The organism is Streptomyces sp. NPDC048507 (assembly GCF_043199995.1).
In the GTDB taxonomy this organism is placed as follows: Bacteria; Actinomycetota; Actinomycetes; order Streptomycetales; family Streptomycetaceae; genus Streptomyces.
In genome coordinates this window covers 227,200-251,069 of the sequence record NZ_JBICWZ010000004.1, presented here as the reverse complement: position 1 = coordinate 251,069, position 23,870 = coordinate 227,200, and the positions used below count along the sequence as shown (strand labels likewise).

Sequence of the window (23,870 nt, the reverse complement as noted above, 5' to 3'; positions counted from 1 at the left end):
ACAGCGATGGGTGAGGTCTTCGCCGGCCGGTACGAACTGATCGACCCGATCGGACGGGGCGGGGCGGGAGCCGTCTGGCGGGCGTGGGACCGGCGCCGCGGCCGGTACGTCGCCGCGAAGGTGCTCCTCCAGGGCGACGCCCACACCCTGCTGCGCTTCGTGCGCGAACAGGCCCTGCGCATCGACCATCCGCACGTACTGGCCCCGGCCAGCTGGGCGGCGGACGACGACAAGGTCCTGTTCACCATGGACCTGGTCGCGGGCGGCTCCCTCGCCCACGTGATCGGCGACTACGGGGCCCTGCCGCCCCGGTTCGTGTGCGCGCTGCTCGACCAGCTCCTGTCGGGGCTGGCGGCGGTGCACGCGGAAGGCGTCGTCCACCGCGACATCAAGCCGGCCAACATCCTGATGGAGGCCACCGGAACCGGGCGGCCGCACCTGCGGCTGTCCGACTTCGGGATCTCGCTGCGCAAGGGCGAGCCCCGGCTCACCGGGACCGACCTCGTCGCCGGCACGCCGGGCTACTTCGCCCCCGAGCAACTGAGCGGCGCCGAGCCCGATTTCCCCGCCGACCTCTACGCCGTGGGGCTCGTCGCGCTGTACCTGCTGCTGGGCCGCAAGCCCGACTCCCGCGCCCTGGCGGAGCGGTTCCCGGCCCAGGGCGTCCCCGAGGCCCCCGAGGGCGTCCCCGCGCCCCTGTGGGACGTGATCGCGAACCTCCTGCACCCGGACCCCCGCAACCGGTTCAGGACCGCCACGGGGGCGCGCAAGGCCCTTGTCGAGGCCGCCCGGTTGCTGCCCGAGCCCGGCCCGGACGAGGATCCGGTGGAGGTGTTCGACCAACTCGGGCCGCTCCCGCTCGGTTTCGGTCCCGAGGGCCCCCCGGGCCGGCCCTCCGCGGACCCCCGGGCGACGCCCCAACCACCCCCGCGACAGCCGCCGCAGCACGCTCCCGCAGCCGGTCCCGCCGGAGCCTTCGGGCCGCCGCCCGCCGGTTTCGGACCGACGGAGCGGACGGACGGCTTCCACCTGGCGCCCCCGGCCCGGAACCCGGCCCCGACGCCCCCGACGACCCCCGCGGCCCCCGCACCCCCGGCCCGGACCGGATCCCGCCGCCGGGTTCCGCCGCCCCCGCCCAAGGTCACCGCCGGCCTCCTCACGGCCGCCCTGCTCTGCTTCGCCACCGCCGTCTGGGCCTTGACCCGCCTCTAGAGCGGGCCGCCGTCCCCCTGGCGCCGGGACAGCAGGAACCATCCCCCGAGCACCAGCAGCAGCAGCGCCCCCGTCCCGAAGCCCGCTCCGGCCACCGCCCGCATCACGGAGCGGCCGTCCTCGCGCGCGACGGCCTCGGGGACGGTGATCCCCTCCCGCGCCGCGGCCCGCTCGGCCGCGCCGACCCCGAATCCGGCGGCCGCCAGGCCCTCCCGGTACGCGGGCCCCTGCGCCGGGCCGCCGGCCACGTCCACCCGTAGCGTCAGCGGCACCGGCGAGGCGTCCTCGGTGAACTCGCCCACCTTTCCGCCCAGGGTGACGGCGAGGTAGTACCAGCCGGCCACCCGTACCGGCCGCACCGCGGCCTCGTCGGAGAAACGGTTCGCGTAGGCCACCGGCACCGTCCCCGGCAGGGTCACGGCCGCCTGCTGCCCGTCATAGGAAGCGTCCTTCGACTCCACGAGCGCCCGGTAGGGCGTGTAGAGGGAGACGGTGAGCCCGTCGGACGCCGAACCGTACGGCCTGGTCATCCGGGCCTTCGCGATCTCGGCACCGGCCGCCAGCCGCTGCCCCCAGTCCACCGGGACCCGGTAGAACCGCGTCTGGCCGGGCCGCAGGTCGTCGCGCCACACCCCGGAGCCCAGCGCCCGGGCGTCGTTGAAGCCGGTGCCCCCGCTGCGGGCGACCGGGTCCGCGCCGGGCAGCACCGGGGACGGCGAGGGCGAGGCGGGCGGCGGGGAGACCGGGGCGGTGCCCCCGGCGGGCGCCGGTTCGCGCATCACCAGCAGCTCCACCGGCCACGGCGCCCGGTCCGAATCCTTCGCGGCCGTCCGGGTCACCTTCGCGTAGTACGTGCCCGCGGACTGGCATGCGGCGTCCTCCTCCAGCCGCCGCTGGCCCGCCGCCGCCAGCGGGACCGGGTCGGTGCCGAGGCCGGCCCGGCCCGGGTTGTACGGGCACGCCCGGCCGCCGCTGGTCATCACCTCGACCTCCAGCCCGTCCCCGTACCCGACCTTGCTCCCGGCGGGCGGCCGCAGCACCGCGGAGACGTACACCGTGGAGGCGTCGTCCAGGCCCAGCCGGTAGACCCGTTCGCCCGGGGCGGCGGTGTCCTCGTAGACCACGCCCGCCTCCAGCAGCGGGGCGTCCGCCGTGGAGGGTCTGCCCTCCACCCGCCGGGCCCCCTCGGCCGACCGGTACTGCGGCGGCGGGGCGGCGGGCCCCTGCGCCGCGTGCGCGGCCGGCGGCGGCCAGCCGGCGGCGAGCGCCGTCACCAGGCCGGTGGCCAGGACGGAGCGCAGGGCCCGGCCCGCCAACCCGCCCGCGGCGCGTTCCCGATGCGTCCACCCCACGCCCAGCACCCCCGACTTTGCCAACGCAAGCACGATATTCGCATAACGGAACTCACTGTCCCGGAACAGCAAGAAGCCCCGGCAGCAGCGGCAGCCGGGGCTTCATGGAATCAAGCGGGTCTCACACGCCGGAACCAGAGGGCACGGAGTCGGTTGCCTCCGTCCACAGGTCCTGCTCGGCGCGGTCCGCCTGGATCTGGCGGTACACGAGGAGCCCGCCGATGGCGGCCAGTGCGACCAGGAGCAGCTTCTTCACCGCGCGACCTCGTCTTTCGTTGACGTTGGGGACTTCTGGCGCCCAACAATACACACCGGTCGATACCGATCGGTTACCTGGAACCCCTCAACTGGCCCAACGACGAAGACCCCCAGGCCTGGGGCCTGGGGGTCTTCGACACTGTGGGGCTAACAGGATTTGAACCTGTGGCCTCATCCTTATCAGGGATGCGCTCTAACCAACTGAGCTATAGCCCCATCCGCGCTGCGCGCTGACTCCTGAAGATTAGCGCACAGACGCGGTCGAGCCAAAATCGCCTTCTACGGGGCGTCCGCGCAGGTCATTCGTCCTCGGCGAGCGTGAGCTCGACGCCGCCCACGAAGCCCGCCGACAGGTTGTAGATGAAGGAGCCCAGCGTCGCCAGGGCCGTCATCAGCACCACGTCGATGACCGCGATCACCGAGGTGAAGATCAGTACGCGCGGCAGCGACAGGAACGACTGGAGGTCGAACCCGTTGCTCTCGTTGGACCCGGTGGCCTCGCTGATGGTGCCGCCGACGGTCGAGAAGATGCCCATGGCGTCCATGACCATCCACAGCACCACCGACGCGACGATCGTGCACACGCCGAGCGCGATCGACAGCAGGAAGCTGACCTTCATCACCGACCACGGGTCGGCCTTGGCCACCCGCAGCCGCGCCTTGCGCGTCCTGGGCGCCGTGCGGGTGCCCGGGGCGCCGCGCTGTGCGCCGGGGCCCTTGGGGGCCGCGTACGCCTGCGGGGGCTGGTAGGGCTGCCCGCCGCGGTCCTTGCCCTCGGCGGCGGCCTTCGACTTGGACTGCGACTTCGACTTCGCGGCCGTCTGCGCGTCCGGCTGCGGATCGCGGGTGTCCGTCACCGTTCCCCCTTGTCCCCCCGTGGAGTCCGCGGCGGGGCCACGGGCACCGTTCGCTCCAGTCTTGGCCGGTCCGGCGCCCGTGGCTCCACTCACGCTTACTCCTCGTGCTCCCCAGCCGGAGGCTCGATGCCCCCGGCGGCCTCGGCGGCCTGTCCGTCGGCTGCCCCGGCCTCGATCTCTGTCTCGATCTCGTCGACCTCGTCAGCTTCCTGACCGGCCTCGGCGTTACGAGCGATGCCGACCACGGCATCGCGCTTGCCCAGGTTGATCAGCTGGACGCCCATGGTGTCACGGCCCGTCTCCCTGACTTCGTTGACGCGCGTACGGATCACACCACCGCCGAGCGTGATGGCGAGAATCTCGTCCGTTTCGTCGACCACCAGCGCGCCGACGAGCGACCCGCGGTCTTCGACGATCTTGGCGGCCTTGATGCCCAGACCACCACGGCCCTGGACGCGGTACTCGTCCACTGCCGTCCGCTTGGCGTAGCCGCCGTCGGTCGCGGTGAAGACGAAGGTACCGGGCCGGACGACGCTCATCGAGAGCAGCTCGTCCCCTTCCCTGAAACTCATGCCCTTCACACCCGAGGTGGCACGGCCCATCGGGCGCAGCGCGTCGTCGGTCGCGGTGAAGCGGATCGACTGCGCCTTCTTGCTGATGAGCAGCAGGTCGTCGTCCGCGGACACCAGCTCCGCGCCGATCAGCTCGTCGTCGCTGCCGCTCTCGGTCTCCCGGAGGTTGATCGCGATGACGCCACCCGAACGGGGCGAGTCGTAGTCCTTGAGCGCCGTCTTCTTCACCAGGCCGCCCTTGGTGGCCAGGATCAGGTAGGGCGCCGCCTCGTAGTCGCGGATCGCGAGGATCTGGGCGATCTTCTCGTCCGGCTGGAAGGCCAGCAGGTTCGCCACGTGCTGGCCGCGCGCGTCGCGGCCGGCGTCCGGGAGCTCGTACGCCTTGGACCGGTAGACGCGGCCCTTGTTCGTGAAGAACAGCAGCCAGTGGTGGGTGGTGGAGACGAAGAAGTGGTCGACCAGGTCGTCCTGCTTCAGCTTCGTGCCGCGCACGCCCTTGCCGCCGCGCTTCTGCGAGCGGTAGTCCTCGGTCTTGGTGCGCTTGACGTAGCCGCCGTGCGTGATGGTGACGACGATGTCCTCTTCGGCGATCAGGTCCTCCATGGACATGTCGCCGTCGAAGGGCACCAGCTTGGAGCGCCGGTCGTCGCCGAACTTCTCGACGATCGCGGCCAGTTCCTCACTGACGATGGAGCGCTGCTTCTCCGGCGAGGCCAGGATCGAGTTGTACTCGTTGATCTTGGCCTGGAGCTCGTCGTGCTCGGCGACGATCTTCTGCCGCTCCAGGGCCGCCAGGCGGCGCAGCTGCATCTCCAGGATCGCGTTCGCCTGGATCTCGTCGATCTCCAGCAGGCCCATCAGGCCCTCGCGCGCGATCTCGACCGTGTTGCTGCGCCGGATGAGGGCGATGACCTCGTCGATCGCGTCCAGCGCCTTGAGCAGACCGCGCAGGATGTGGGCGCGCTCCTCCGCCTTGCGCAGGCGGAACTTCGTGCGCCGGACGATGACCTCGATCTGGTGCTGCACCCAGTGCCGGATGAACGCGTCGATCGACAGGGTGCGCGGCACCCCGTCCACCAGCGCCAGCATGTTCGCGCCGAAGTTCGTCTGGAGGTCGGTGTGCTTGTAGAGGTTGTTCAGCACGACCTTGGCGACGGCGTCGCGCTTGAGCACGATCACCAGGCGCTGACCGGTCCGGGACGAGGTCTCGTCGCGGACGTCGGCGATGCCGCCGATCTTGCCGTCCTTCACCAGGTCGGCGATCTTCTGCGCGAGGTTGTCGGGGTTGGTCTGGTACGGGAGCTCCGTGACCACCAGGCACTGGCGGTTCTGGATCTCCTCGACCTCCACCACCGCGCGCATCGTGATGGAGCCGCGGCCGGTCCGGTACGCCTCCTCGATGCCCTTGCGGCCCACGACCAGGGCGCCCGAGGGGAAGTCGGGGCCCTTGATGCGCTCCAGGAGGGCGTCCAGGAGCTCCTCGTGCGAGGCCTCCGGGTGTTCCAGCGCCCACTGCGCGCCCGCCGCGACCTCGCGGAGGTTGTGCGGCGGGATGTTGGTGGCCATGCCGACCGCGATGCCGGCACTGCCGTTGACCAGCAGGTTCGGGAACCGCGCCGGCAGGACGGTGGGCTCCTGGTTGCGGCCGTCGTAGTTGTCCGTGAAGTCGACGGTCTCCTCGTCGATGTCCCGGAGCATCTCCATGGCCAGCGGCATGAGCTTGCACTCGGTGTAGCGCATCGCGGCGGCCGGGTCGTTGCCCGGGGAGCCGAAGTTGCCGTTGCTGTCCACCAGCGGCATGCGCATGGACCACGGCTGGGCCAGTCGCACGAGCGCGTCGTAGATGGAGCTGTCACCGTGCGGGTGGTAGGTGCCCATGACGTCGCCGACGACGCGGGCGCACTTGTAGAAGCCCTTCTCGGGCCGGTAGCCGCCGTCGTACATCGCGTACAGCACGCGGCGGTGGACCGGCTTGAGGCCGTCCCGTACGTCGGGCAGGGCGCGGGAGACGATGACGGACATCGCGTAGTCGAGGTAGGAGCGCTGCATCTCCGTCTCGAGCCCGACGGGCTCGATCCGCATCACGGGCTGCTCCTCCGCGGCGTTCTCGGCGTTCTCCGCGGTGGGGGTGGTTTCGTCGGCCATTGCTGGTCAGAGGTCCTTTCAGGCGGTCAGCTGAGCCGACTCAGATGTCGAGGAAGCGAACGTCCTTGGCGTTGCGCTGGATGAAGGAGCGCCGGGCTTCGACGTCCTCACCCATCAGCACCGAGAACAGGTCGTCGGCCTGCGCGGCGTCGTCCAGGGTGACCTGGCCGAGCACGCGGTGGTCCACGTCCATGGTGGTGACGCGCAGCTCCTCGGCGTTCATCTCGCCCAGACCCTTGAAGCGCTGGATCGAGTCTTCCTTGATCCGCTTGCCGTTCTGCTTGCCCAGTTCGACCAGGGCGTCGCGCTCGCGGTCGGAGTACGCGTACTCGAAGTCGTCGCGGCCCCACTTGATCTTGTAGAGGGGCGGGCGGGACAGGTACACGTGCCCGGCCTCGACCAGCGGCCGCATGAAGCGGAACAGGAAGGTCAGCAGCAGGGTGTTGATGTGCTGGCCGTCGACGTCGGCGTCCGCCATCAGGATGATCTTGTGATAGCGGAGCTTCTCGATGTCGAAGTCCTCGTGCACGCCCGTGCCGAAGGCGCTGATCAGCGCCTGGACCTCGGTGTTCTGGAGGATCTTGTCGATGCGCGCCTTCTCGACGTTCAGGATCTTGCCGCGGATCGGCAGGATGGCCTGGTACATCGGGTTGCGGCCGGACTTCGCGCTGCCGCCGGCGGAGTCGCCCTCGACGATGAAGATCTCGCACTTCGTCGGGTCGTTCGACTGGCAGTCGGACAGCTTGCCCGGCAGCGAGGCGCTCTCCAGGAGGCCCTTGCGGCGGGTCAGGTCGCGGGCCTTGCGGGCCGCGACGCGGGCGGTGGCCGCCTGGATCGACTTGCGGATGATGTCCGCGGCCTCGACCGGGTTGCGGTCGAACCAGTCGTTGAGGTGCTCGTGGACGACCTTCTGCACGAAGGTCTTGGCCTCCGTGTTGCCCAGCTTGGTCTTCGTCTGGCCCTCGAACTGCGGCTCGCCCAGCTTCACCGAGATGATCGCGGTCAGACCCTCGCGGATGTCCTCGCCCGCGAGGTTGTCGTCCTTCTCGCGCAGGAACTTCTTCTCGCGCGCGTAGCGGTTGACCAGGCCGGTCAGCGCCGCGCGGAAGCCCTCTTCGTGGGTGCCACCCTCGTGCGTGTGGATCGTGTTCGCGAAGGAGTAGACCCCCTCCGTGTACTGCGAGTTCCACTGCATCGCGATCTCGACCGAGAGCATGCGCTCCTTGTCCTCGGCCTCGACGTCGATGACGGTCGGGTGGATCAGCTCGCCCTTGCGCGAGTTGAGGTACTTCACGAAGTCGACGATGCCGCCCTCGTAGTAGTACTTCACCGTGCGCGCCAGGTCGTCGTCGGCCTCCTCGGCGGAGTCCGCGCCCACCGTCGCCTTCGCCGACTCGCGCTCGTCCGTCAGCGACAGGGTCAGGCCCTTGTTGAGGAAGGCCATCTCCTGGAAGCGGCGCGAGAGCGTCTCGAAGGAGTACTCGGTCGTCTCGAAGATGTCGCCGTCGGCCCAGAAGGTGACCGAGGTGCCGGTCTCGGCCGTCTCCTCGTTCTTGGCCAGCGGGGCCGTCGGCACGCCCAGCTTGTAGTCCTGGGTCCAGCGGTGGCCGTCCGTCTTGACCTCGACCGCGACCTTGGTCGACAGGGCGTTCACGACGGAGACGCCGACGCCGTGCAGACCGCCGGAGACGGCGTAGCCGCCGCCGCCGAACTTGCCGCCCGCGTGCAGGACCGTCAGGACGACCTCGACGGCCGGCTTCCCCTCGGACGGCACGATGCCGACCGGGATGCCACGGCCGTTGTCGATCACGCGCACGCCGCCGTCGGCCAGGATCGTCACGTCGATCGTGTCCGCGTGCCCGGCCAGCGCCTCGTCGACCGAGTTGTCCACGACCTCGTAGACGAGGTGGTGCAGGCCACGCTCGCCGGTGGATCCGATGTACATACCCGGCCGCTTGCGGACCGCGTCCAGGCCCTCGAGGACCTGGATCGCACTGGCGTCGTAATTCTTCTCGTTGGAGTCGCCGGAATCGGCCACGAAGCGCCCTCTCTGGCACAGCGCAGCCCGTACTCCGGACCAGCATGTACACCGGCGGAGCGGCCGCGTCGATCTGCGTTGTCTGCGTTTGTCGCTGTCACCCCGCGAACCGGGCGGGATTGTCTCCAGTCTACCGGTACCACGGACATGAATGGGGGTTTGCCGGTACCTGAGTACGCATGTGCCGCCCTGAACCTCCTCTCTCCGACTCCCCATATCCGGGGAGGGGCTCAAAGAGGCTCACGCGGGCATCCAGCGCTTCGGCCTGTCAACCCGCGGCTACCGTGAGGGACACCACCGGGAACGGGGGCGACGGGCCGGGCGGGGAAGGCGTGCGGCGGTGCCCGCGGGCGCCCGCCGGAGCCGGGCACGGCTGCGCGGAACCGGGCGCTCCGGCCGCATCGGCACGGGTACGGGTACGGGTACGAGCGGGCGCCGGGCCGGGCGCGGAACGGCGGGCGCGGGCGGGGTGCGGTGCGGTGCGGCTTCGACGGGGTGCGGCGGGCCGGCTCAGCCGTAGGTGTCGCCCGGGCCCGTGCTGCCGGGGCTGCGCCAGGGACCGTGGCGCTTCGGCCGGCCACCGGGACCCTGCACCTTGATCAGCCGGACCGTGCCCTGCCCCAGGTCCGCGTTGAGCCGCGCGACCAGCTGCGGGGCCAGCAGCTTCAGCTGCGCGGCCCAGGCCGAGGAATCGCACCGCACGAGGAGCTCGCGGTCCTCGTAGCGCTCCGGCTCGCAGTGCGCCGCGATCTCGGGGCCGACGATCTCCGCCCAGCGCTCCATCACCCCGGCCACCGCGATCGGCATCTCCCAGCCGCGCTCGGTGCGCAGCCGGTCCAGGGCCGCCATGAGCGGCATCGGGTCGCGGCCGTCCGCCCGCGCGCCGGAGCGCAGCCCCGGCTGCTGCCGGCGCCCCCGCCCGGTCGCCGCGTTGCCACGGGCCCGGGCCTGCTCACGGGCGGCGGCCAGCGCCTGGCGCGCGAGGTCGACCCCGGAGGGCTCCGGGGCCCTGCGCTGCTCCTGACCGCCCTCGCCCGCGCTCACAGCCGGGTCACCTCGCCGCCGGACACCGCGAACCGGGTGCCCGTCAGCACCCCCGGAACGTCGTCGTCCACCGCTGCCGTCACCAGTACCTGCTCGCCCGGAGCGACCAGTTCCGCCAGGCGCTCGCGGCGGCGCGCGTCCAGCTCCGCGAAGACGTCGTCCAGGATCAGCACCGGCTCGGCCCCCTCGGAGCGCAGCAGTTCGTACGAGGCCAGCCGCAGGGCGAGCGCGTACGACCAGGACTCGCCGTGGCTGGCGTACCCCTTCGCGGGCAGGTCGCCCAGGCGCAGCAGGACGTCGTCGCGGTGCGGGCCCACCAGGGTGACGCCGCGCTCGATCTCCTGCTTGCGCACCTCGGACAGGGCCGCCAGCAGGACCTCGTACAGGGCTTCGCGGGTGCGGGCCGCGCCGCTGTCGACCGGCTCGCCGGCCGAGGACTTGTAGCCGAGCCCGAGCGGGCCGCCGCCGGGCGCGAGCTGCTCGTAGGCCTTGTCGGCCAGCGGCAGCAGCGTCGTGAGCAGGTCGAGGCGGTGCGCGAGGAGCTCCGCCCCGGCGCGGGCCAGGTGCTGGTCCCACACGTCGAGGGTGGACAGGTCCATGGAGCGGCCGCCGTGGCGGCGGGCCATCGCGGTGGACTTCAGCAGGGTGTTGCGCTGTTTGAGGACGCGCTCGTAGTCGGAGCGGACGGCCGCCATGCGCGGGGAGCGGGCGGTGACGAGCTCGTCGAGGAAGCGGCGCCGCTCGCCCGGGTCGCCCTTGACCAGCGCCAGGTCCTCGGGGGCGAACAGCACGGTCCGTACGATCCCCAGCACGTCACGGGGTCTGACCTGGGAGGACCGGTTGATCCGGGCGCGGTTGGCGCGGCCGGGGTTCAGTTCCAGCTCCACCAGCTGCTGGCGTTCGCCCTGGGTGACGGCGGCGCGGACGACGGCCCGGTCGGCGCCCATCCGGACGAGGGGGGCGTCCGAGGAGACGCGGTGGCTGCCGAGGGTGGCCAGGTAGCCGATGGCCTCGACGAGGTTCGTCTTGCCCTGCCCGTTGGGCCCCACGAACGCCGTGACGCCCGGGGCGAGGGGAACCTCGGCCCGGGCGTACGAGCGGAAGTCGGCCAGTGAGAGATGCGAAACGTGCATTCGGCGCCGACCTCCCCCGGCTTCCTGCTGCTGTGCTCGTGGTGCTGTGTGGTGCCGTGTGGTGCTTGGCCGCGGTGTGCGGCCCGGCTACTTCTTCTCGACCGCGTGCCCGCCGAACTGGTTGCGCAGCGCGGCGATCATCTTCATCTGCGGCGAGTCGTCCTGGCGCGAGGCGAAGCGGGCGAACAGCGAGGCGGTGATCGCCGGCAGCGGCACCGCGTTGTCGATCGCGGCCTCGACCGTCCAGCGGCCCTCGCCCGAGTCCTGCGCGAAGCCCTTGAGCTGCTCCAGGTGCTCGTCCTCGTCCAGCGCGTTCACGGCCAGGTCGAGCAGCCAGGAACGGATGACCGTGCCCTCCTGCCAGGACCGGAACACCTCGCGGACGTCGGTGACCGAGTCCACCTTCTCCAGCAGCTCCCAGCCCTCGGCGTAGGCCTGCATCATGGCGTACTCGATGCCGTTGTGGACCATCTTCGCGAAGTGGCCCGCGCCGACCTTGCCGGCGTGTACGGCGCCGAAGTCACCCTCGGGCTTGAGGGCGTCGAAGACGGGCTGGACCGCGGCGACGTGCTTCTCGTCGCCGCCGTACATCAGCGCGTAGCCGTTCTCCAGGCCCCAGACACCGCCGGAGACGCCGCAGTCGACGAAGCCGATGCCCTTGGCCTTCAGCTCCTCGGCGTGCTTCTCGTCGTCGGTCCAGCGGGAGTTGCCGCCGTCGACGACGATGTCGCCGGGGGAGAGCAGTTCCGCCAGCTCGTCGACGGTGGACTGGGTGGCGGCGCCCGCCGGGACCATCACCCACACCACGCGGGGGGACTGCAGGCTGTCCACAAGCTCCCGCAGGCTGTGGACATCGGCGAGGTCCGGGTTGCGGTCGAATCCGATGACGGTGTGGCCTGCGCGGCGGATGCGCTCGCGCATGTTGCCGCCCATCTTGCCGAGACCGACGAGACCGAGCTCCATCAGGTGCTTCCTTACGCGTTGGGGCCGTCTTTGCCTGTTCGGGGGCTTCCCCGGGGTCCGGGGTGCCCACCGGATCCGAGCCTACGCCGGGCCGCGCGGCGGGGCCCGCTCCGCACGACGGCGGGCCCGGCCCCCGCAGGCTGCGAGACCGGGCCCGGCGTCGGTGTGCGCGGGGCGTCAGCCGGAGAGGCGCACCGGCATGATCAGGTACTTGTACGCCTCGTCGGCCTCGGCGTCGACGGCCGGACGGCCGCTGAGCAGCGCGGGCTTGGTGGAGGTGGTGAAGCTGAGCTGGGCCGCGGGCGAGTCGATCGCGCTCAGGCCGTCGAGCAGGAAGGTCGGGTTGAAGGCGATCGAGATGTCGTCGCCCTCCAGGTTCGCGTCGACGCGTTCCACAGCCTGTGCATCGTCGCTGGACCCGGCTTCCAGGATCAGGACGCCCTGCTCGAAGCTGAGGCGGACCGGCGTGTTGCGCTCGGCGACCAGGGCCACGCGCTTGACGGCCTCGACGAACGGGGCGGTCTCGATCACCGCGACGGAGTTGAACTCGGTCGGGAAGAGCGTGCGGTACTTCGGCAGGTCGCCCTCGAGCAGCCGGGTGGTGGTGCGGCGGCCCGCGCCCTCGAAGCCGATCAGGCCCTCGCCCTGGCCGGAGCCGGAGAGCGCCAGGGTGACGGTGTCACCGCTGGTGAGGGACTTGGCGGTGTCCAGCAGGGTCTTGGCGGGCACCAGGGCCACGGCGGAGGCGTCCGGGTTCTCCGGCTTCCACAGGAACTCGCGGACCGCGAAGCGGTAGCGGTCGGTGGAGGCCAGGGTGACGCGGTCGCCCTCGATCTCGATGCGGACACCGGTCAGCACGGGCAGCGTGTCGTCGCGTCCGGCGGCGATGGCGACCTGGGCGGCGGCCGAGGCGAAGACCTCGCCGGGCACGGTGCCGGTCGCGGTCGGCATCTCGGGCAGCGCCGGGTACTCCTCCACCGGCAGGGTGTGGAGGGTGAACCGGGAGGAGCCGCAGACCACGGTCGCCCGTACACCGTCTGTGGAAATCTCCACCGGGCGGTTGGGCAGGGCGCGGCAGATGTCGGCCAGCAGCCGGCCGGAGACCAGGACGGTGCCGTCCTCCTCGACGTCGGCCTCGACGGAGACGCGGGCCGAGACCTCGTAGTCGAAGCCGGAGAGGGACAGGGTGCCCTCCTCGGCCTTCAGCAGCAGGCCCGCGAGCACGGGCACCGGCGGCCGGGCCGGGAGGCTGCGTGCAGCCCAGGCCACCGCCTCCGCGAGTACGTCGCGTTCCACCCGGATCTTCACCGGAAACCGCCTCCTGCTGTTGCTCGCTCGTCTGCCGGCCTTCGTCGTCGGCTCGTCGATGCCTCGACCGATGCCGGGGACCAGTCTGACGTACGGCGCCGACAGTCGTCGCGGCTGGCGGTCAAGTCGGGAGCGAGGTGTCGGGGCGGCCGCTCGACGAGTTGTGCACAGGACCTGCTTGAAAACCGAATCCGGCCTAACTCTCTATGGGGGTAGTAGTAGGGCCTGTGGAAACGGTGGATAAGCCCGTTTTCCCAGGTCAGCCCCTGTTTTTTATCCCCACACCCTGTGGGTGGCACCGGTGGACAACACGGTGTCTCTGTGGAGAACGAAAAGTTCTGCACAGGCCGTCCCCAGGAGACCCCCGGTACTCCACAGGTGTGTCCCCAGCTTTTCCCCAGTCATCCACACGGCAAACGTCGACATCCGTGTGACCGCTTTCACTCGCGACGGTGACCGGGGGTGGCTCGTTGCCGAACAGTGGACAAGGGTGTGGAGAACCGCTCCCGTCCTGTGCACAGGACACGGGAACCTGTGGGTCTCCGGTGGACAGAGACGTGGATGACCCTGTGGATGATTTTTCTGTCCACAGCCTGTGGATGAACCTTGCGCACAAGTACACAGGCTGTTGACCTGCCCTGATGGTCCCTCAACCTGCGCTCCTGTGGACAGATTGTGGGTAGTGGAAACTGTCCTCAGGCTGTGGACGGAAGAAAGTCGGCGAATCTGTGGATGACTGCCTTCCGCGGGGGCGTATTCGAACAGACCAGGGGCGCACGGACGAAGAAGGGCGCCCCCGGTTCGATCCGGAAGCGCCCCGTCGTGAGGTGTGAAGCCCCCCTGACGCCACCGCCGGGGGCCCGCGTCAGCCGTTCTTGATGCGGTTGGTGAGCTCCGTGACCTGGTTGTAGATCGAGCGGCGTTCGGCCATCAGCGCGCGGATCTTGCGGTCGGCGTGCATGACGGTCGTGTGGTCGCGGCCGCCGAACTGGGCCCCGATCTTGGGCAGTGACAGGTCCGTCAGTTCCCGGCACAGGTACATGGCGATCTGCCGGGCGGTCACCAGCACCCGGCTGCGCGAGGAGCCGCACAGGTCGTCCACGGTGAGCCCGAAGTAGTCGGCGGTGGCCGCCATGATGTCGGAGGCGGTGATCTCGGGCGCGCTGTCCTCGCCGCCCGGGATCAGGTTCTTGAGGACGTCCTCGGCCAGGCCCAGGTCGACCGGCTGCCGGTTCAGGCTCGCGAAGGCCGTCACCCGGATCAGCGCGCCCTCCAGCTCGCGGATGTTGCGCGAGATGCGGGAGGCGATGAACTCCAGTACCTCCGGCGGGGCGTTGAGCTGCTCCTGCACGGCCTTCTTGCGCAGGATCGCGATCCGGGTCTCCAGCTCGGGCGGCTGGACGTCGGTGATCAGGCCCCACTCGAAGCGGTTGCGGAGCCTGTCCTCCAGGGTGACGAGCTGCTTGGGCGGCCGGTCGGAGGACAGCACGATCTGCTTGTTGGCGTTGTGGAGCGTGTTGAAGGTGTGGAAGAACTCCTCCTGCGTCGACTCCTTGCTCGCGAGGAACTGGATGTCGTCGACGAGCAGGATGTCCATCTCGCGGTAGCGCTTGCGGAACGCGTCGCCCTTGCCGTCGCGGATGGAGTTGATGAACTCGTTGGTGAACTCCTCCGAGCTCACGTACCGCACCCGGGTGCCGGGATAGAGGCTGCGCGCGTAGTGCCCGATGGCGTGCAGCAGGTGCGTCTTGCCGAGGCCCGACTCCCCGTAGATGAAGAGCGGGTTGTACGCCTTCGCCGGCGCCTCGGCGACGGCCACCGCGGCCGCGTGCGCGAACCGGTTGGAGGCGCCGATGACGAAGGTGTCGAAGAGGTACTTGGGATTCAGCCGGGCCGTCGGCTCCAACGGGCCCGAGGTCGAACCGCCGGACGGGGCCGGCGGCGGCGCGGGCCGGCCGGGGGCCTGGCGCGGGGCCGGCTGCTCGTACTGCTGCTGGTCGTAGGACTGCTGCTCGTACTTCTGCTGCTCGTATTTCTGCTGTTCGTACGAGCCCTGGTCGTAGGAGTTCTGCTCGTAGCCGCCGGGCTCCGGCTGCTGGAGGTATCCGGGCTGCGGAGAGGCGTAGGGGTCGCGCTCGGGGAAGCCGCCCAGGCGCGGCTGCTGCCAGCCGTAGTCGTCCTGTCCCCCGCGCGGCCAGGAGCCGGGCTCCGGCCGCTGCTGCTGGTACTCGGGGTAGGCGGGGCGGGCCGTGGGCAGCTGGTCGTCCCCGGGGCCGGTGTGGCCGCCGCCCCGCTGACCGCCGTACGGCTCGTACCCCTCGCGCTGCCCGGAGGCGGAGGGGGACTGCGGCGCGGGCTCGCCCGCGGAGTCGTCCACGGTGATCGCGATCCGGATCGGCCGGCCGCACTCACGGCTGAGGGCATCGCTGATGAGCGGGGCCAGGCGCCCCTCGAGGACCCGCTTGCCCCATTCGTTGGGCACGGCGAGCAGAGCGGTGTCGGCCACGAGGGCCAGCGGCTGGCAGCGCTCCACCCACTGCTTGTCCTTGGGCTCGATCCCCTGCTGACCCTCCCCGAGCAGCTTCTCGAGCACGCGTGGCCACACTGCGGCAAGATCGGCAGGTACGTCAGCCACAGAGCACGCTCTCTCACAGGTCCCGGTCCCACGAATGTGTGGTTCTTTGGGACGGTCGGGACAAAAAATCCGGGATCACACAACGGTAGTCAGGCCGGTGGGTACGGTTCAAGTCGTTGTCCACAGCCTGTGCACAGTGTGGGGCAGGGCGACCTCGGTTTGACCGGATGGCGTAGCCGCGCGTACCGTAACGAGGTCGAATTATCGATGGCTGCTGCCGCCTGCCTACCGATGGGCGAAGGTCACTGATCGTGATCGTTTAGCGGTGTCCACTCGGGCGAACACGCGAGTTCCTCGTGGGCGCACGGTGACAGCCAGGCGATGTAACGCCATACACGATTCATTCTCTGGAGCCCCCGAGTGAGCAAGCGCACCTTCCAGCCGAACAACCGCCGTCGCGCCAAGACCCACGGCTTCCGCCTGCGGATGCGTACCCGTGCCGGTCGCGCGATCCTCGCGAACCGTCGTGGCAAGGGCCGCGCCGCCCTTTCCGCGTAATCACGCGCGGATCGTGACGTCGTGCTGTCTCCCGAGAATCGGCTGAGGCGGCGCGAGGACTTCGCGAGCGCGGTACGGCGGGGCAGGCGGGCAGGACGCCCCCTCCTCGTCGTCCACCTACGTACCAGCGGTGCAACGGACCCGCACGAGCCGGGGGAGATCGATCCCTCGCCGCGTGCGGGTTTCGTCGTCAGCAAGGCTGTCGGCGTCGCCGTCGTCCGGAACCGGGTCAAGCGCCGTCTGCGGCACCTCGTGCGCGACCGGCTGGCCCAGCTGCCCGCCGGTAGCCTGGTGGTGGTACGGGCCCTGCCCGGAGCGGGCGATGCCGGCGTGGACGAGCTGGCCCGTGACCTGGACGCCGCCTTGGCGCGGCTGCTGGGAGGCGTGGCTCGATGAAGTACCCGCTGCTCGCTTTGATCAAGCTGTACCAGTGGACGATCAGTCCGCTGCTCGGGCCGGTGTGCCGCTACTACCCGTCGTGTTCGCACTACGGGTACACGGCCATCGACCGGCATGGTGCGGTGAAGGGGACGGTTCTGACCGCCTGGCGGATCCTGCGGTGCAATCCGTGGTCCCCGGGCGGTGTGGATCATGTCCCACCCCGGAAACGCCCGCGTTGGCACGAGCAGCTGCGCAGTGCGTTGCGTAGATCTCGCAATGCTCAAGGAGCCTGATTAGTGGACACGATTGCCAGTCTGTTCAGCTTTATCACCACACCCGTGTCGTGGGTCATCGTCCAGTTCCACAGCCTGTACGGGGCGATCTTCGGTGCGGACAGTGGGTGGGCCTGGGGCCTGTCCATCGTGTCCCTGGTGGTCCTGATCCGTATCTGCCTGATCCCGCTCTTCGTGAAGCAGATCAAGGCGACGCGTGGCATGCAGGCGCTCCAGCCGAAGATGAAGGCGATCCAGGAGCGCTACAAGAACGACAAGCAGCGTCAGTCCGAAGAGATGATGAAGCTGTACAAGGAGACGGGTACCAACCCGCTCTCCTCGTGCCTTCCCATCCTGGCGCAGTCCCCGTTCTTCTTCGCGCTCTACCACGTGCTCTCGGCCATCGCCAACGGCCAGACGATCGGCGTCATCGACCAGTCGCTGCTGGCGAGCGCCCGCCAGGCACACATCTTCGGCGCGCCGCTCGCGGCCAAGTTCATGGACCCCGCGAGCAAGGTCGAGGCCCTCGGCGCTTCGATCACCGATGTACGCATCGTCACCGCGGTCATGATCATCATGATGTCGCTGTCGCAGTTCTACACGCAGCGCCAGCTGATGCAGAAGAACGTCGACCTCTCGGTCAAGACGCCCTTCATGCAGCAGCAGAAGATGCTGATGTACATCTTCCCGCTGATCTTCGCGGTGATGGGCATCAACTTCCCCGTCGGTGTCCTCGTCTACTGGCTGACCACCAACGTGTGGACCATGGGCCAGCAGATGTACGTGATCAGCCAGAACCCGACGCCGGGCAGCAAGGCGCAGGACCAGTACCTGACCCGCCTCCTGAAGCACGTCTCCACCCACGGCGACGTCAAGGGCCGGGGCAAGAAGAAGATCGTCGCGGCGATCGTGGCCAAGGGGCCGGACCGCAACGACAACGAGCGGAAGTTCATCACCGCGCTCACGAAGCAGGGCATGGCCGCCCAGTCGGACGGCTCCGTGGTGAAGAGCTCCGTGGCCACCGCCGACGCGGACGCGGCGAGCGGCGGTGTCGCGACGAAGCGCCAGCAGCCGAAGCGGCAGTCGAAGTCGAAGCGTCAGACGCCGCCCCCCAGCAAGCCCTCCAATAAGTAGAAGGAGTCCCTCCCGTGACGGAAGGCACCACCACCGCCGCCGCTGAGAGTGGCGACACCCTGACCCGCCTCGAGCAGGAGGGTGAGATCGCGGCCGACTACCTTGAGGGTCTGCTGGACATCGCCGACCTCGACGGCGACATCGACATGGACGTCGAGGCCGACCGTGCCGCGGTGTCGATCGTGAGCGACTCCGCCGGCCGGGACCTGAACAAGCTCGTGGGCCGTGACGGTGAGGTCCTGGAGGCCCTCCAGGAGCTGACCCGCCTGGCCGTGCACCGCGAGACCGGGGACCGCAGCCGGCTGATGCTCGACATCGCCGGTTTCCGGGCGAAGAAGCGCGAGGAGCTCGCGGTCCTGGGTGCCAAGGCCGCGGAGGACGTGAAGGCCTCGGGCGAGCCCCTGAAGCTGGCCCCCATGACCCCCTTCGAGCGCAAGGTCGTCCACGACGCCGTGGCGGCCGCCGGCCTGAAGAGCGAGTCCGAGGGCGAGGAGCCGCAGCGCTTCGTCGTTGTGCTTCCGGCCTGACCGGAGCGTTGTGCGTCGGCCCCGTCTGTGTCGCAGGCGGGGCCGATGTTTGTAAGCCTGACAGTTGAACGGCACGGTATTGGCGTGAGCGGTTCTGTGAGCGGTTCTGTACGGAAGGACGGTCCCCGTGACGGAGGCAGCTGAGCTTCCCCCGGCGCCTGAAGAGGCGCGCGCGGTGTTCGGTGAATTTTTCCCGGAAGCTGTGCGGTATGCGGAGCTGCTGGCGGATGCGGGGGTCAAGCGCGGTCTGATCGGGCCGCGCGAGGTTCCCCGGCTGTGGGAGCGGCACCTGCTGAACTGCGCGGTGCTCTCCGAGGTGGTGCCCGCGGGCGTCACCGTCTGCGACGTGGGCTCCGGCGCGGGTCTGCCCGGCATTCCGCTCGCACTGGTCCGGCGGGACCTGAAGATCACCCTTTTGGAGCCCCTGCTCCGCCGCACGAACTTCCTCCAGGAAGCCGTGGAGCTGCTGGGGCTGGACCACGTCACGGTGGTGCGGGGACGGGCCGAGGAGATGCTCGGCAAGGTCCAGCCGGTGCACGTGGTGACGGCCAGGGCCGTCGCTCCGCTCGACCGGCTCGCCGGCTGGGGCGTCCCGCTGCTGCGTCCGTACGGGGAAATGCTGGCGCTCAAGGGCGACACCGCGGAGGAGGAGCTGGTGGCGGCGAAGGTCGCACTCAGTAAGCTCGGTGTGGTGAAGACCTCGGTGCTCCAGGTGGGCGAGGGCGTCGTCGATCCGCTGTCCACGGTGGTCCGGGTGGAGGTCGGAGAAAGCCCCGGTGGGGTGAGGTTCGCGGCCAAGCGGGCTAAGGCCGCCCGCGTCGGGCGGACCCGCCGACGTCGTTGATCTTGTCGGCTCCGGGGCATTGGGCCCTATAGGTAGGGATTCCGGAGTGTCGTAGCGGCCTGGAGACTCCGTCCGTGCTCCGTCCGGGCATCGTGTTTCACGTGAAACATCGCTCTCTGCTGCACGGAATCATCAGCCGCGGCCGTGCCGCTGCCGCCCCCCGTCACCGCAAGGACGCGGGGGGTACGGAGTTTTCCACAACGGTGGATTCATCCACAGGAGTACGGGCCCCGCTGGTTCGCGACCCGGGTCCCATGGCAGGCTCTGTTCATCGCGAGCCCGCTGCCGAGGAGAGTGACACCGTGCGGTCCGACGCCAACTTCGCGGGGCCGATGGCCGATCCGGTCCCCGGTCCCCGCTCAGAATCACCGGGCGAGGATGTTTCACGTGGAACGTCCCCAGCCACCGCGGAGAGGGACCCCCTGCCTCCGCCCCTCGTCGACAACGACGAGCACGAGGACACTCCGGTCGGCCGGGCCGCCCAGCTCGCGGTCGCGACCATGGGACGGACCGGTGCCGCCCTGCCGCGGCCCGCTCAGACCCGGATCATGGTGGTCGCCAACCAGAAGGGCGGCGTGGGGAAGACCACGACGACCGTGAACCTGGCGGCCTCACTGGCCCTGCACGGCGCACGGGTCCTCGTGATCGACCTCGACCCGCAGGGCAACGCCTCGACGGCGCTCGGCATCGACCACCACGCGGACGTGCCCTCCATCTACGACGTGCTCGTGGACAGCAGGCCCCTGCTGGAGGTCGTCCAGCCCGTGGTCGACGTGGAGGGGCTGTTCTGCGCCCCCGCCACGATCGACCTGGCGGGCGCCGAGATCGAGCTCGTGTCCCTGGTGGCCCGCGAAAGCCGTCTCCAGCGCGCGATCCAGGCCTACGAGCAGCCGCTCGACTACATCCTGATCGACTGCCCGCCCTCGCTCGGCCTGCTGACCGTCAACGCCATGGTCGCGGGCGCAGAAGTGCTGATCCCGATCCAGTGCGAGTACTACGCGCTCGAAGGGCTGGGGCAGCTGCTGCGCAACGTCGACCTCGTGCGGGCCCACCTGAATCCGAACCTGCACGTCTCGACGATCCTGCTGACCATGTACGACGGCAGGACGCGGCTCGCCTCCCAGGTGGCGGACGAGGTGCGCACCCACTTCGGCAACGAGGTGCTGCGTACGAGCATCCCGCGGTCGGTCCGCATCTCGGAGGCCCCGAGCTACGGGCAGACCGTCCTGACGTACGACCCGGGTTCCAGCGGCGCCCTCTCCTACCTGGAGGCGGCCCGCGAGATGGCCCTGCGGGGGGCCGACATCCACTACGACGCCCAGCACGCCCATCTGGGCTCGGGCGCGAACAGCACGAAGAGCATGGCGGAGGGGATCCAATGAGTGAGCGACGTAGGGGTCTCGGGCGGGGGCTCGGCGCGCTGATCCCCCAGGCTCCCCAGGAGAAGGTGCCGGCCGCGGGCGCGGGGCCGGCGGGCCCGTCGGCCGTGCCGGTCCTGACGTCGGAGCGGGGCATCGCCGCGGCGAAGCTCGCCGCGCTGGCGCAGGCCGATGTTTCACGTGAAACATCGGTGGCGAACGTGGTGCCGACGGTGCCGGAGCAGGCCGGCCCGGAGGCGGACACGGTGGCGGGGGCGACGTTCGCGGAGCTCCCGCTGGACACGATCACGCCGAACCCGCGCCAGCCGCGCGAGGTCTTCGACGAGGACGCGCTGGCGGAACTGGTGACCTCCATCCAGGAGGTGGGTCTGCTCCAGCCGGTGGTCGTCCGGCAGGCGAGCCCGGGCCGGTACGAGCTGATCATGGGTGAGCGCCGCTGGCGGGCCTGCCGTGAGGCGGGGCTGGAGCGCATCCCGGCGATCATCCGGGCCACGGACGACGAGAAGCTGCTGCTGGACGCACTCCTGGAGAACCTGCACCGGGCGCAGCTGAACCCCCTGGAGGAGGCGGCCGCTTACGATCAGCTGCTCCAGGACTTCCACTGCACCCACGACCAGCTGGCGGACCGGATCGGCCGTTCCCGTCCGCAGGTCACGAACACCCTGCGACTGCTGAGGCTTTCCCCTCCGGTCCAGCGCCGGGTGGCCGCGGGTGTGCTGTCCGCGGGGCACGCGCGGGCGCTGCTGTCGGTCGAGGACTCCGATGTCCAGGACCGCCTCGCCCACCGGATCGTCGCCGAGGGTCTGTCGGTGCGTGCGGTCGAGGAGATCGTGTCGCTGATGGGGTCAGAGCCGTCGAGCGCGGTGAAGCCGAAGGGCCCCCGTGCGGGCGCCCGGGTGGCTCCGGCGCTCAGTGAGCTGGCGACGCGGCTCTCGGACCGCTTCGAGACCCGGGTGAAGGTGGACCTGGGTCAGAAGAAGGGCAAGATCACCGTCGAATTCGCCTCGATGGAGGACCTGGAGCGGATCCTGGGAACCCTGGCGCCGGGCGAGGGCCGGGTGCTGGATCAGGGTCATTCCGGGGAGTAGTTCCGAGCCTCACCGCACCCTGCCTCTTCGGGCGATGTCCGCACTCGAAGATGCAGGGTGCAGTGGTTACGATGCCGTCATGGGTCGTCGGCTGGTACCGCTCACGCTGGACAACCTCCAGGATCTGCCCAGGCGTTGCAGGAGCTGTGTGTTCTGGGAGCTGGATCCCGTCAGCGGCGGGGCCGCCGTGAAGGCGGGCACCTCGGAGCAGGAGAAGGAGGCCTGGATCTCCGCTGTCCTGCTGGACTGGGGATCCTGTGGCCGGGTGGTCTACGTGGACGAGGTCCCGGTCGGTTTCGTGCTCTACGCCCCGCCCGCTTACGTGCCGCGCGCCGCTTCCTTCCCGACCGGTCCGGTCTCCTCGGACGCGGCGCAGCTGATCACCGCGTGGATCATGCCGGGGTACCAGGGTCAGGGCCTGGGTCGGGTGATGGTCCAGACGGTCGCGAAGGATCTGCTGCGGCGGGGGTTCAAGGCGATCGAGGCCTTCGGCGACGCGCGCTGGGAGCGGCCCGCCTGTCTGCTGCCGGCCGACCACCTGCTGGCGGTGGGCTTCAAGACCGTGCGCCCGCATCCCGCCCATCCGAGGTTGCGACTGGAGTTGCGGACGACGCTGTCGTGGAAGGAAGACGTCGAGCTGGCCCTGGACCGGCTGCTCGGCGGAGCACGGGCGCGCAAGGAACCGGTGCTGCGTCCGCTGTGAGCGAGGACGCCGGATGCGTGAAACGGGGCCGCCCCTTCAGGGGCGGCCCCGTTTCACGTGAAACACGGTGCGGGTCAGACGGCCTTGACCTCGACGAAGTCGGAGAGGTCGCGCAGGATCGCGGCCTTCGGCTTGGCGCCGACGATGGTCTTCGCGACCTCGCCGCCCTGGTAGACGTTCAGGGTCGGGATCGACATGACGCCGTAGCGGGCGGCCGTCGCCGGGTTCTGGTCGATGTTGAGCTTGACGATCTCGATCTGGTCGCCGTACTCGGCCGCGATGGCTTCCAGGGACGGGGCGATCTGGCGGCACGGGCCGCACCACTCGGCCCAGAAGTCCACCAGGACGGGCTTGTCGCTGGCCAGGACCTCGGCGTCGAAGTCGGCGTCGGTCACGGTCTTGAGAGCCACAACGGCCTCCTCTTGATCGGGGTGTGGGGTGTCGGGGGGTGGAGCGTGGATCAGACGGTCGCGGTCGCGGTCGCGTGCTCGGCGTCGGCGAGGGCGGCGAGGAAGCGCTCGGCGTCCAGGGCGGCGGAGCAGCCGGTGCCGGCCGCCGTGATCGCCTGACGGTAGGTGTGGTCCACGACGTCACCGGCACCGAAGACACCGGTGAGGTTGGTGCGCGTCGAGGGGGCGTCCACCTTGAGGTAGCCCTCGTCGTCCAGGTCGAGCTGGTCGGTGAAGAGTTCGGTGCGCGGGTCGTGGCCGACGGCGATGAAGAGGCCGGTCACGGGCAGCTCGGAGGTCTCACCGGTCTTGGTGTTGCGCAGGGTGAGGCCGGAGAGCTTCTGCTCGCCGTGGATCGCGGCGACCTCGCTGTCCCAGGCGAAGCTGATCTTCGGGTCGGCGAAGGCGCGGTCCTGCATGGCCTTGGAGGCGCGCAGGCTGTCCCGGCGGTGGACGATGGTGACCGACTTGGCGAAGCGGGAGAGGAAGGTCGCCTCTTCCATCGCCGTGTCCCCGCCGCCGACCACGGCGATGTCCTGGTCCTTGAAGAAGAACCCGTCACAGGTGGCGCACCAGGAGACACCGCGGCCCGAGAGGGTGTCCTCGTTCGGCAGACCGAGCTTGCGGTGCTGGGAGCCGGTGGTGACGATGACGGCCTTGGCGCGGTGCACCGTGCCGGCGGTGTCGGTGACGGTCTTGATCTCACCGGTCAGGTCCACGGCGACGACGTCGTCCGGGACGAGCTCGGCACCGAAGCGCTCGGCCTGGCCGCGCATGTTGTCCATGAGGTCCGGGCCCATGATCCCGTCCTGGAAGCCGGGGAAGTTCTCGACCTCGGTGGTGTTCATGAGCGCGCCACCGGCGGTGACGGCGCCTTCGAAGACCAGCGGGTTGAGCGAAGCGCGTGCGGTGTACAGGGCGGCCGTGTAACCGGCCGGCCCGGAGCCGATGATGATCACGTTTCGTACGTCGCTCACGGGTTCTTTCCTCGTCTCTGCGGACTTCTTGGTGCCTACCGGGGGCCGGTGCGGACTCTCACCCCACCCAACGGATCCTAAGGCGCCCGCATTCCCCACCT

General features: G+C 70.0%; 22 protein-coding genes, 1 tRNA gene and 1 pseudogene. 10 read left to right on the top strand and 14 right to left on the bottom strand.

Annotated elements, in window-relative coordinates:
* The first annotated feature begins 6 nt into the window (after positions 1-6).
* Complete coding sequence (locus tag ACGFXC_RS14135; RefSeq protein ID WP_393712572.1) at positions 7-1,212, top strand: serine/threonine-protein kinase; 1,206 nt, start codon at positions 7-9, stop codon at positions 1,210-1,212.
* Here the strand turns inward: ACGFXC_RS14135 and ACGFXC_RS14130 are convergent.
* The 12 genes and pseudogenes from ACGFXC_RS14130 to dnaA (ACGFXC_RS14075) all read right to left on the bottom strand — a co-directional run.
* Positions 1,209-2,597, bottom strand: coding sequence for a hypothetical protein (locus tag ACGFXC_RS14130; RefSeq protein ID WP_393712570.1), 1,389 nt, complete (start codon positions 2,595-2,597; stop codon positions 1,209-1,211). The two genes, ACGFXC_RS14135 and ACGFXC_RS14130, sit on opposite strands and share 4 nt — an antisense overlap.
* A gap of 88 nt (positions 2,598-2,685) precedes the next feature.
* Positions 2,686-2,820 carry a DLW-39 family protein gene (locus tag ACGFXC_RS14125; protein WP_208809277.1) on the bottom strand — a complete coding sequence of 45 codons (135 nt, stop codon included), beginning with the start codon at positions 2,818-2,820 and terminating at the stop codon, positions 2,686-2,688.
* A gap of 144 nt (positions 2,821-2,964) precedes the next feature.
* A tRNA-Ile gene (locus tag ACGFXC_RS14120) sits at positions 2,965-3,038 on the bottom strand.
* A gap of 83 nt (positions 3,039-3,121) precedes the next feature.
* A complete protein-coding gene (locus ACGFXC_RS14115; protein WP_393712568.1) occupies positions 3,122-3,772 on the bottom strand; it encodes a DUF3566 domain-containing protein in 651 nt (216 codons plus the stop codon).
* Between the two features lie 2 nt (positions 3,773-3,774).
* Positions 3,775-6,396 carry a DNA gyrase subunit A gene (gyrA, locus tag ACGFXC_RS14110; protein ID WP_393712566.1) on the bottom strand — a complete coding sequence of 874 codons (2,622 nt, stop codon included), beginning with the start codon at positions 6,394-6,396 and terminating at the stop codon, positions 3,775-3,777.
* 40 nt (positions 6,397-6,436) lie between these two features.
* Positions 6,437-8,455, bottom strand: a complete 2,019-nt coding sequence (gene gyrB, locus ACGFXC_RS14105) for a DNA topoisomerase (ATP-hydrolyzing) subunit B (RefSeq protein WP_393713181.1) — start codon at positions 8,453-8,455, stop codon at positions 6,437-6,439.
* Positions 8,456-8,944: 489 nt separating this feature from the next.
* The gene (locus ACGFXC_RS14100; RefSeq protein WP_393712565.1) at positions 8,945-9,478 is read right to left on the bottom strand and encodes a DUF721 domain-containing protein; all 534 of its coding nucleotides are present in this window, start codon (positions 9,476-9,478) and stop codon (positions 8,945-8,947) included.
* Positions 9,475-10,611 carry a DNA replication/repair protein RecF gene (gene recF / locus ACGFXC_RS14095; RefSeq protein ID WP_393712564.1) on the bottom strand — a complete coding sequence of 379 codons (1,137 nt, stop codon included), beginning with the start codon at positions 10,609-10,611 and terminating at the stop codon, positions 9,475-9,477. The genes ACGFXC_RS14100 and recF overlap by 4 nt, the downstream gene beginning before the upstream one ends.
* An 87-nt stretch (positions 10,612-10,698) precedes the next feature.
* Entirely contained in the window at positions 10,699-11,574 is an 876-nt protein-coding gene (gene gnd, locus ACGFXC_RS14090) for a phosphogluconate dehydrogenase (NAD(+)-dependent, decarboxylating) (RefSeq protein WP_393712563.1), read from the bottom strand.
* Between the two features lie 177 nt (positions 11,575-11,751).
* A complete protein-coding gene (gene dnaN, locus ACGFXC_RS14085) occupies positions 11,752-12,882 on the bottom strand; it encodes a DNA polymerase III subunit beta (protein WP_393712561.1) in 1,131 nt (376 codons plus the stop codon).
* An 865-nt stretch (positions 12,883-13,747) separates the two neighbouring features.
* On the bottom strand, positions 13,748-15,034 hold the full coding sequence (gene dnaA / locus ACGFXC_RS14080) for a chromosomal replication initiator protein DnaA (RefSeq protein WP_393713179.1): 1,287 nt from the start codon (positions 15,032-15,034) through the stop codon (positions 13,748-13,750).
* A pseudogene (gene dnaA, locus ACGFXC_RS14075) lies at positions 15,025-15,517 on the bottom strand (chromosomal replication initiator protein DnaA); the annotation flags it as partial. The gene dnaA (ACGFXC_RS14080) and the pseudogene dnaA (ACGFXC_RS14075), both read right to left, overlap by 10 nt.
* Positions 15,518-15,877: 360 nt before the next feature.
* Here dnaA (ACGFXC_RS14075) and rpmH point away from each other — a divergent pair.
* From rpmH to ACGFXC_RS14030, 9 genes are all read left to right on the top strand, one after another.
* Positions 15,878-16,015 (top strand): 50S ribosomal protein L34, encoded by a 138-nt coding sequence (gene rpmH, locus ACGFXC_RS14070; RefSeq protein ID WP_008741645.1) that lies wholly within the window; start codon positions 15,878-15,880, stop codon positions 16,013-16,015.
* Between the two features lie 21 nt (positions 16,016-16,036).
* Positions 16,037-16,411, top strand: coding sequence for a ribonuclease P protein component (gene rnpA, locus ACGFXC_RS14065; RefSeq protein ID WP_266575660.1), 375 nt, complete (start codon positions 16,037-16,039; stop codon positions 16,409-16,411).
* A complete protein-coding gene (gene yidD, locus ACGFXC_RS14060; RefSeq protein ID WP_075970728.1) occupies positions 16,408-16,689 on the top strand; it encodes a membrane protein insertion efficiency factor YidD in 282 nt (93 codons plus the stop codon). The genes rnpA and yidD overlap by 4 nt, the downstream gene beginning before the upstream one ends.
* Positions 16,690-16,692: 3 nt before the next feature.
* Positions 16,693-17,802 (top strand): membrane protein insertase YidC, encoded by a 1,110-nt coding sequence (gene yidC, locus ACGFXC_RS14055; protein WP_393712558.1) that lies wholly within the window; start codon positions 16,693-16,695, stop codon positions 17,800-17,802.
* A gap of 14 nt (positions 17,803-17,816) precedes the next feature.
* Entirely contained in the window at positions 17,817-18,329 is a 513-nt protein-coding gene (locus ACGFXC_RS14050) for a protein jag (RefSeq protein ID WP_393712557.1), read from the top strand.
* Between the two features lie 127 nt (positions 18,330-18,456).
* Complete coding sequence (rsmG, locus tag ACGFXC_RS14045) at positions 18,457-19,173, top strand: 16S rRNA (guanine(527)-N(7))-methyltransferase RsmG (RefSeq protein ID WP_351822096.1); 717 nt, start codon at positions 18,457-18,459, stop codon at positions 19,171-19,173.
* A 254-nt stretch (positions 19,174-19,427) separates the two neighbouring features.
* Positions 19,428-20,555: a ParA family protein gene (locus tag ACGFXC_RS14040; protein ID WP_393712555.1), complete on the top strand. Its 1,128-nt coding sequence runs from the start codon at positions 19,428-19,430 to the stop codon at positions 20,553-20,555.
* Positions 20,552-21,640: a ParB/RepB/Spo0J family partition protein gene (locus tag ACGFXC_RS14035; protein WP_393712553.1), complete on the top strand. Its 1,089-nt coding sequence runs from the start codon at positions 20,552-20,554 to the stop codon at positions 21,638-21,640. The genes ACGFXC_RS14040 and ACGFXC_RS14035 overlap by 4 nt, the downstream gene beginning before the upstream one ends.
* Positions 21,641-21,719: 79 nt before the next feature.
* The gene (locus tag ACGFXC_RS14030) at positions 21,720-22,343 is read left to right on the top strand and encodes a GNAT family N-acetyltransferase (protein ID WP_351822105.1); all 624 of its coding nucleotides are present in this window, start codon (positions 21,720-21,722) and stop codon (positions 22,341-22,343) included.
* A 74-nt stretch (positions 22,344-22,417) separates the two neighbouring features.
* On the opposite strand, the gene trxA is transcribed toward ACGFXC_RS14030, so the two are convergent.
* Together trxA and trxB are read right to left on the bottom strand one after the other, a co-directional pair.
* Positions 22,418-22,753 (bottom strand): thioredoxin, encoded by a 336-nt coding sequence (gene trxA, locus ACGFXC_RS14025; protein WP_030225203.1) that lies wholly within the window; start codon positions 22,751-22,753, stop codon positions 22,418-22,420.
* Between the two features lie 50 nt (positions 22,754-22,803).
* On the bottom strand, positions 22,804-23,769 hold the full coding sequence (gene trxB / locus ACGFXC_RS14020) for a thioredoxin-disulfide reductase (RefSeq protein ID WP_393712552.1): 966 nt from the start codon (positions 23,767-23,769) through the stop codon (positions 22,804-22,806).
* Positions 23,770-23,870: the final 101 nt, after the last annotated feature.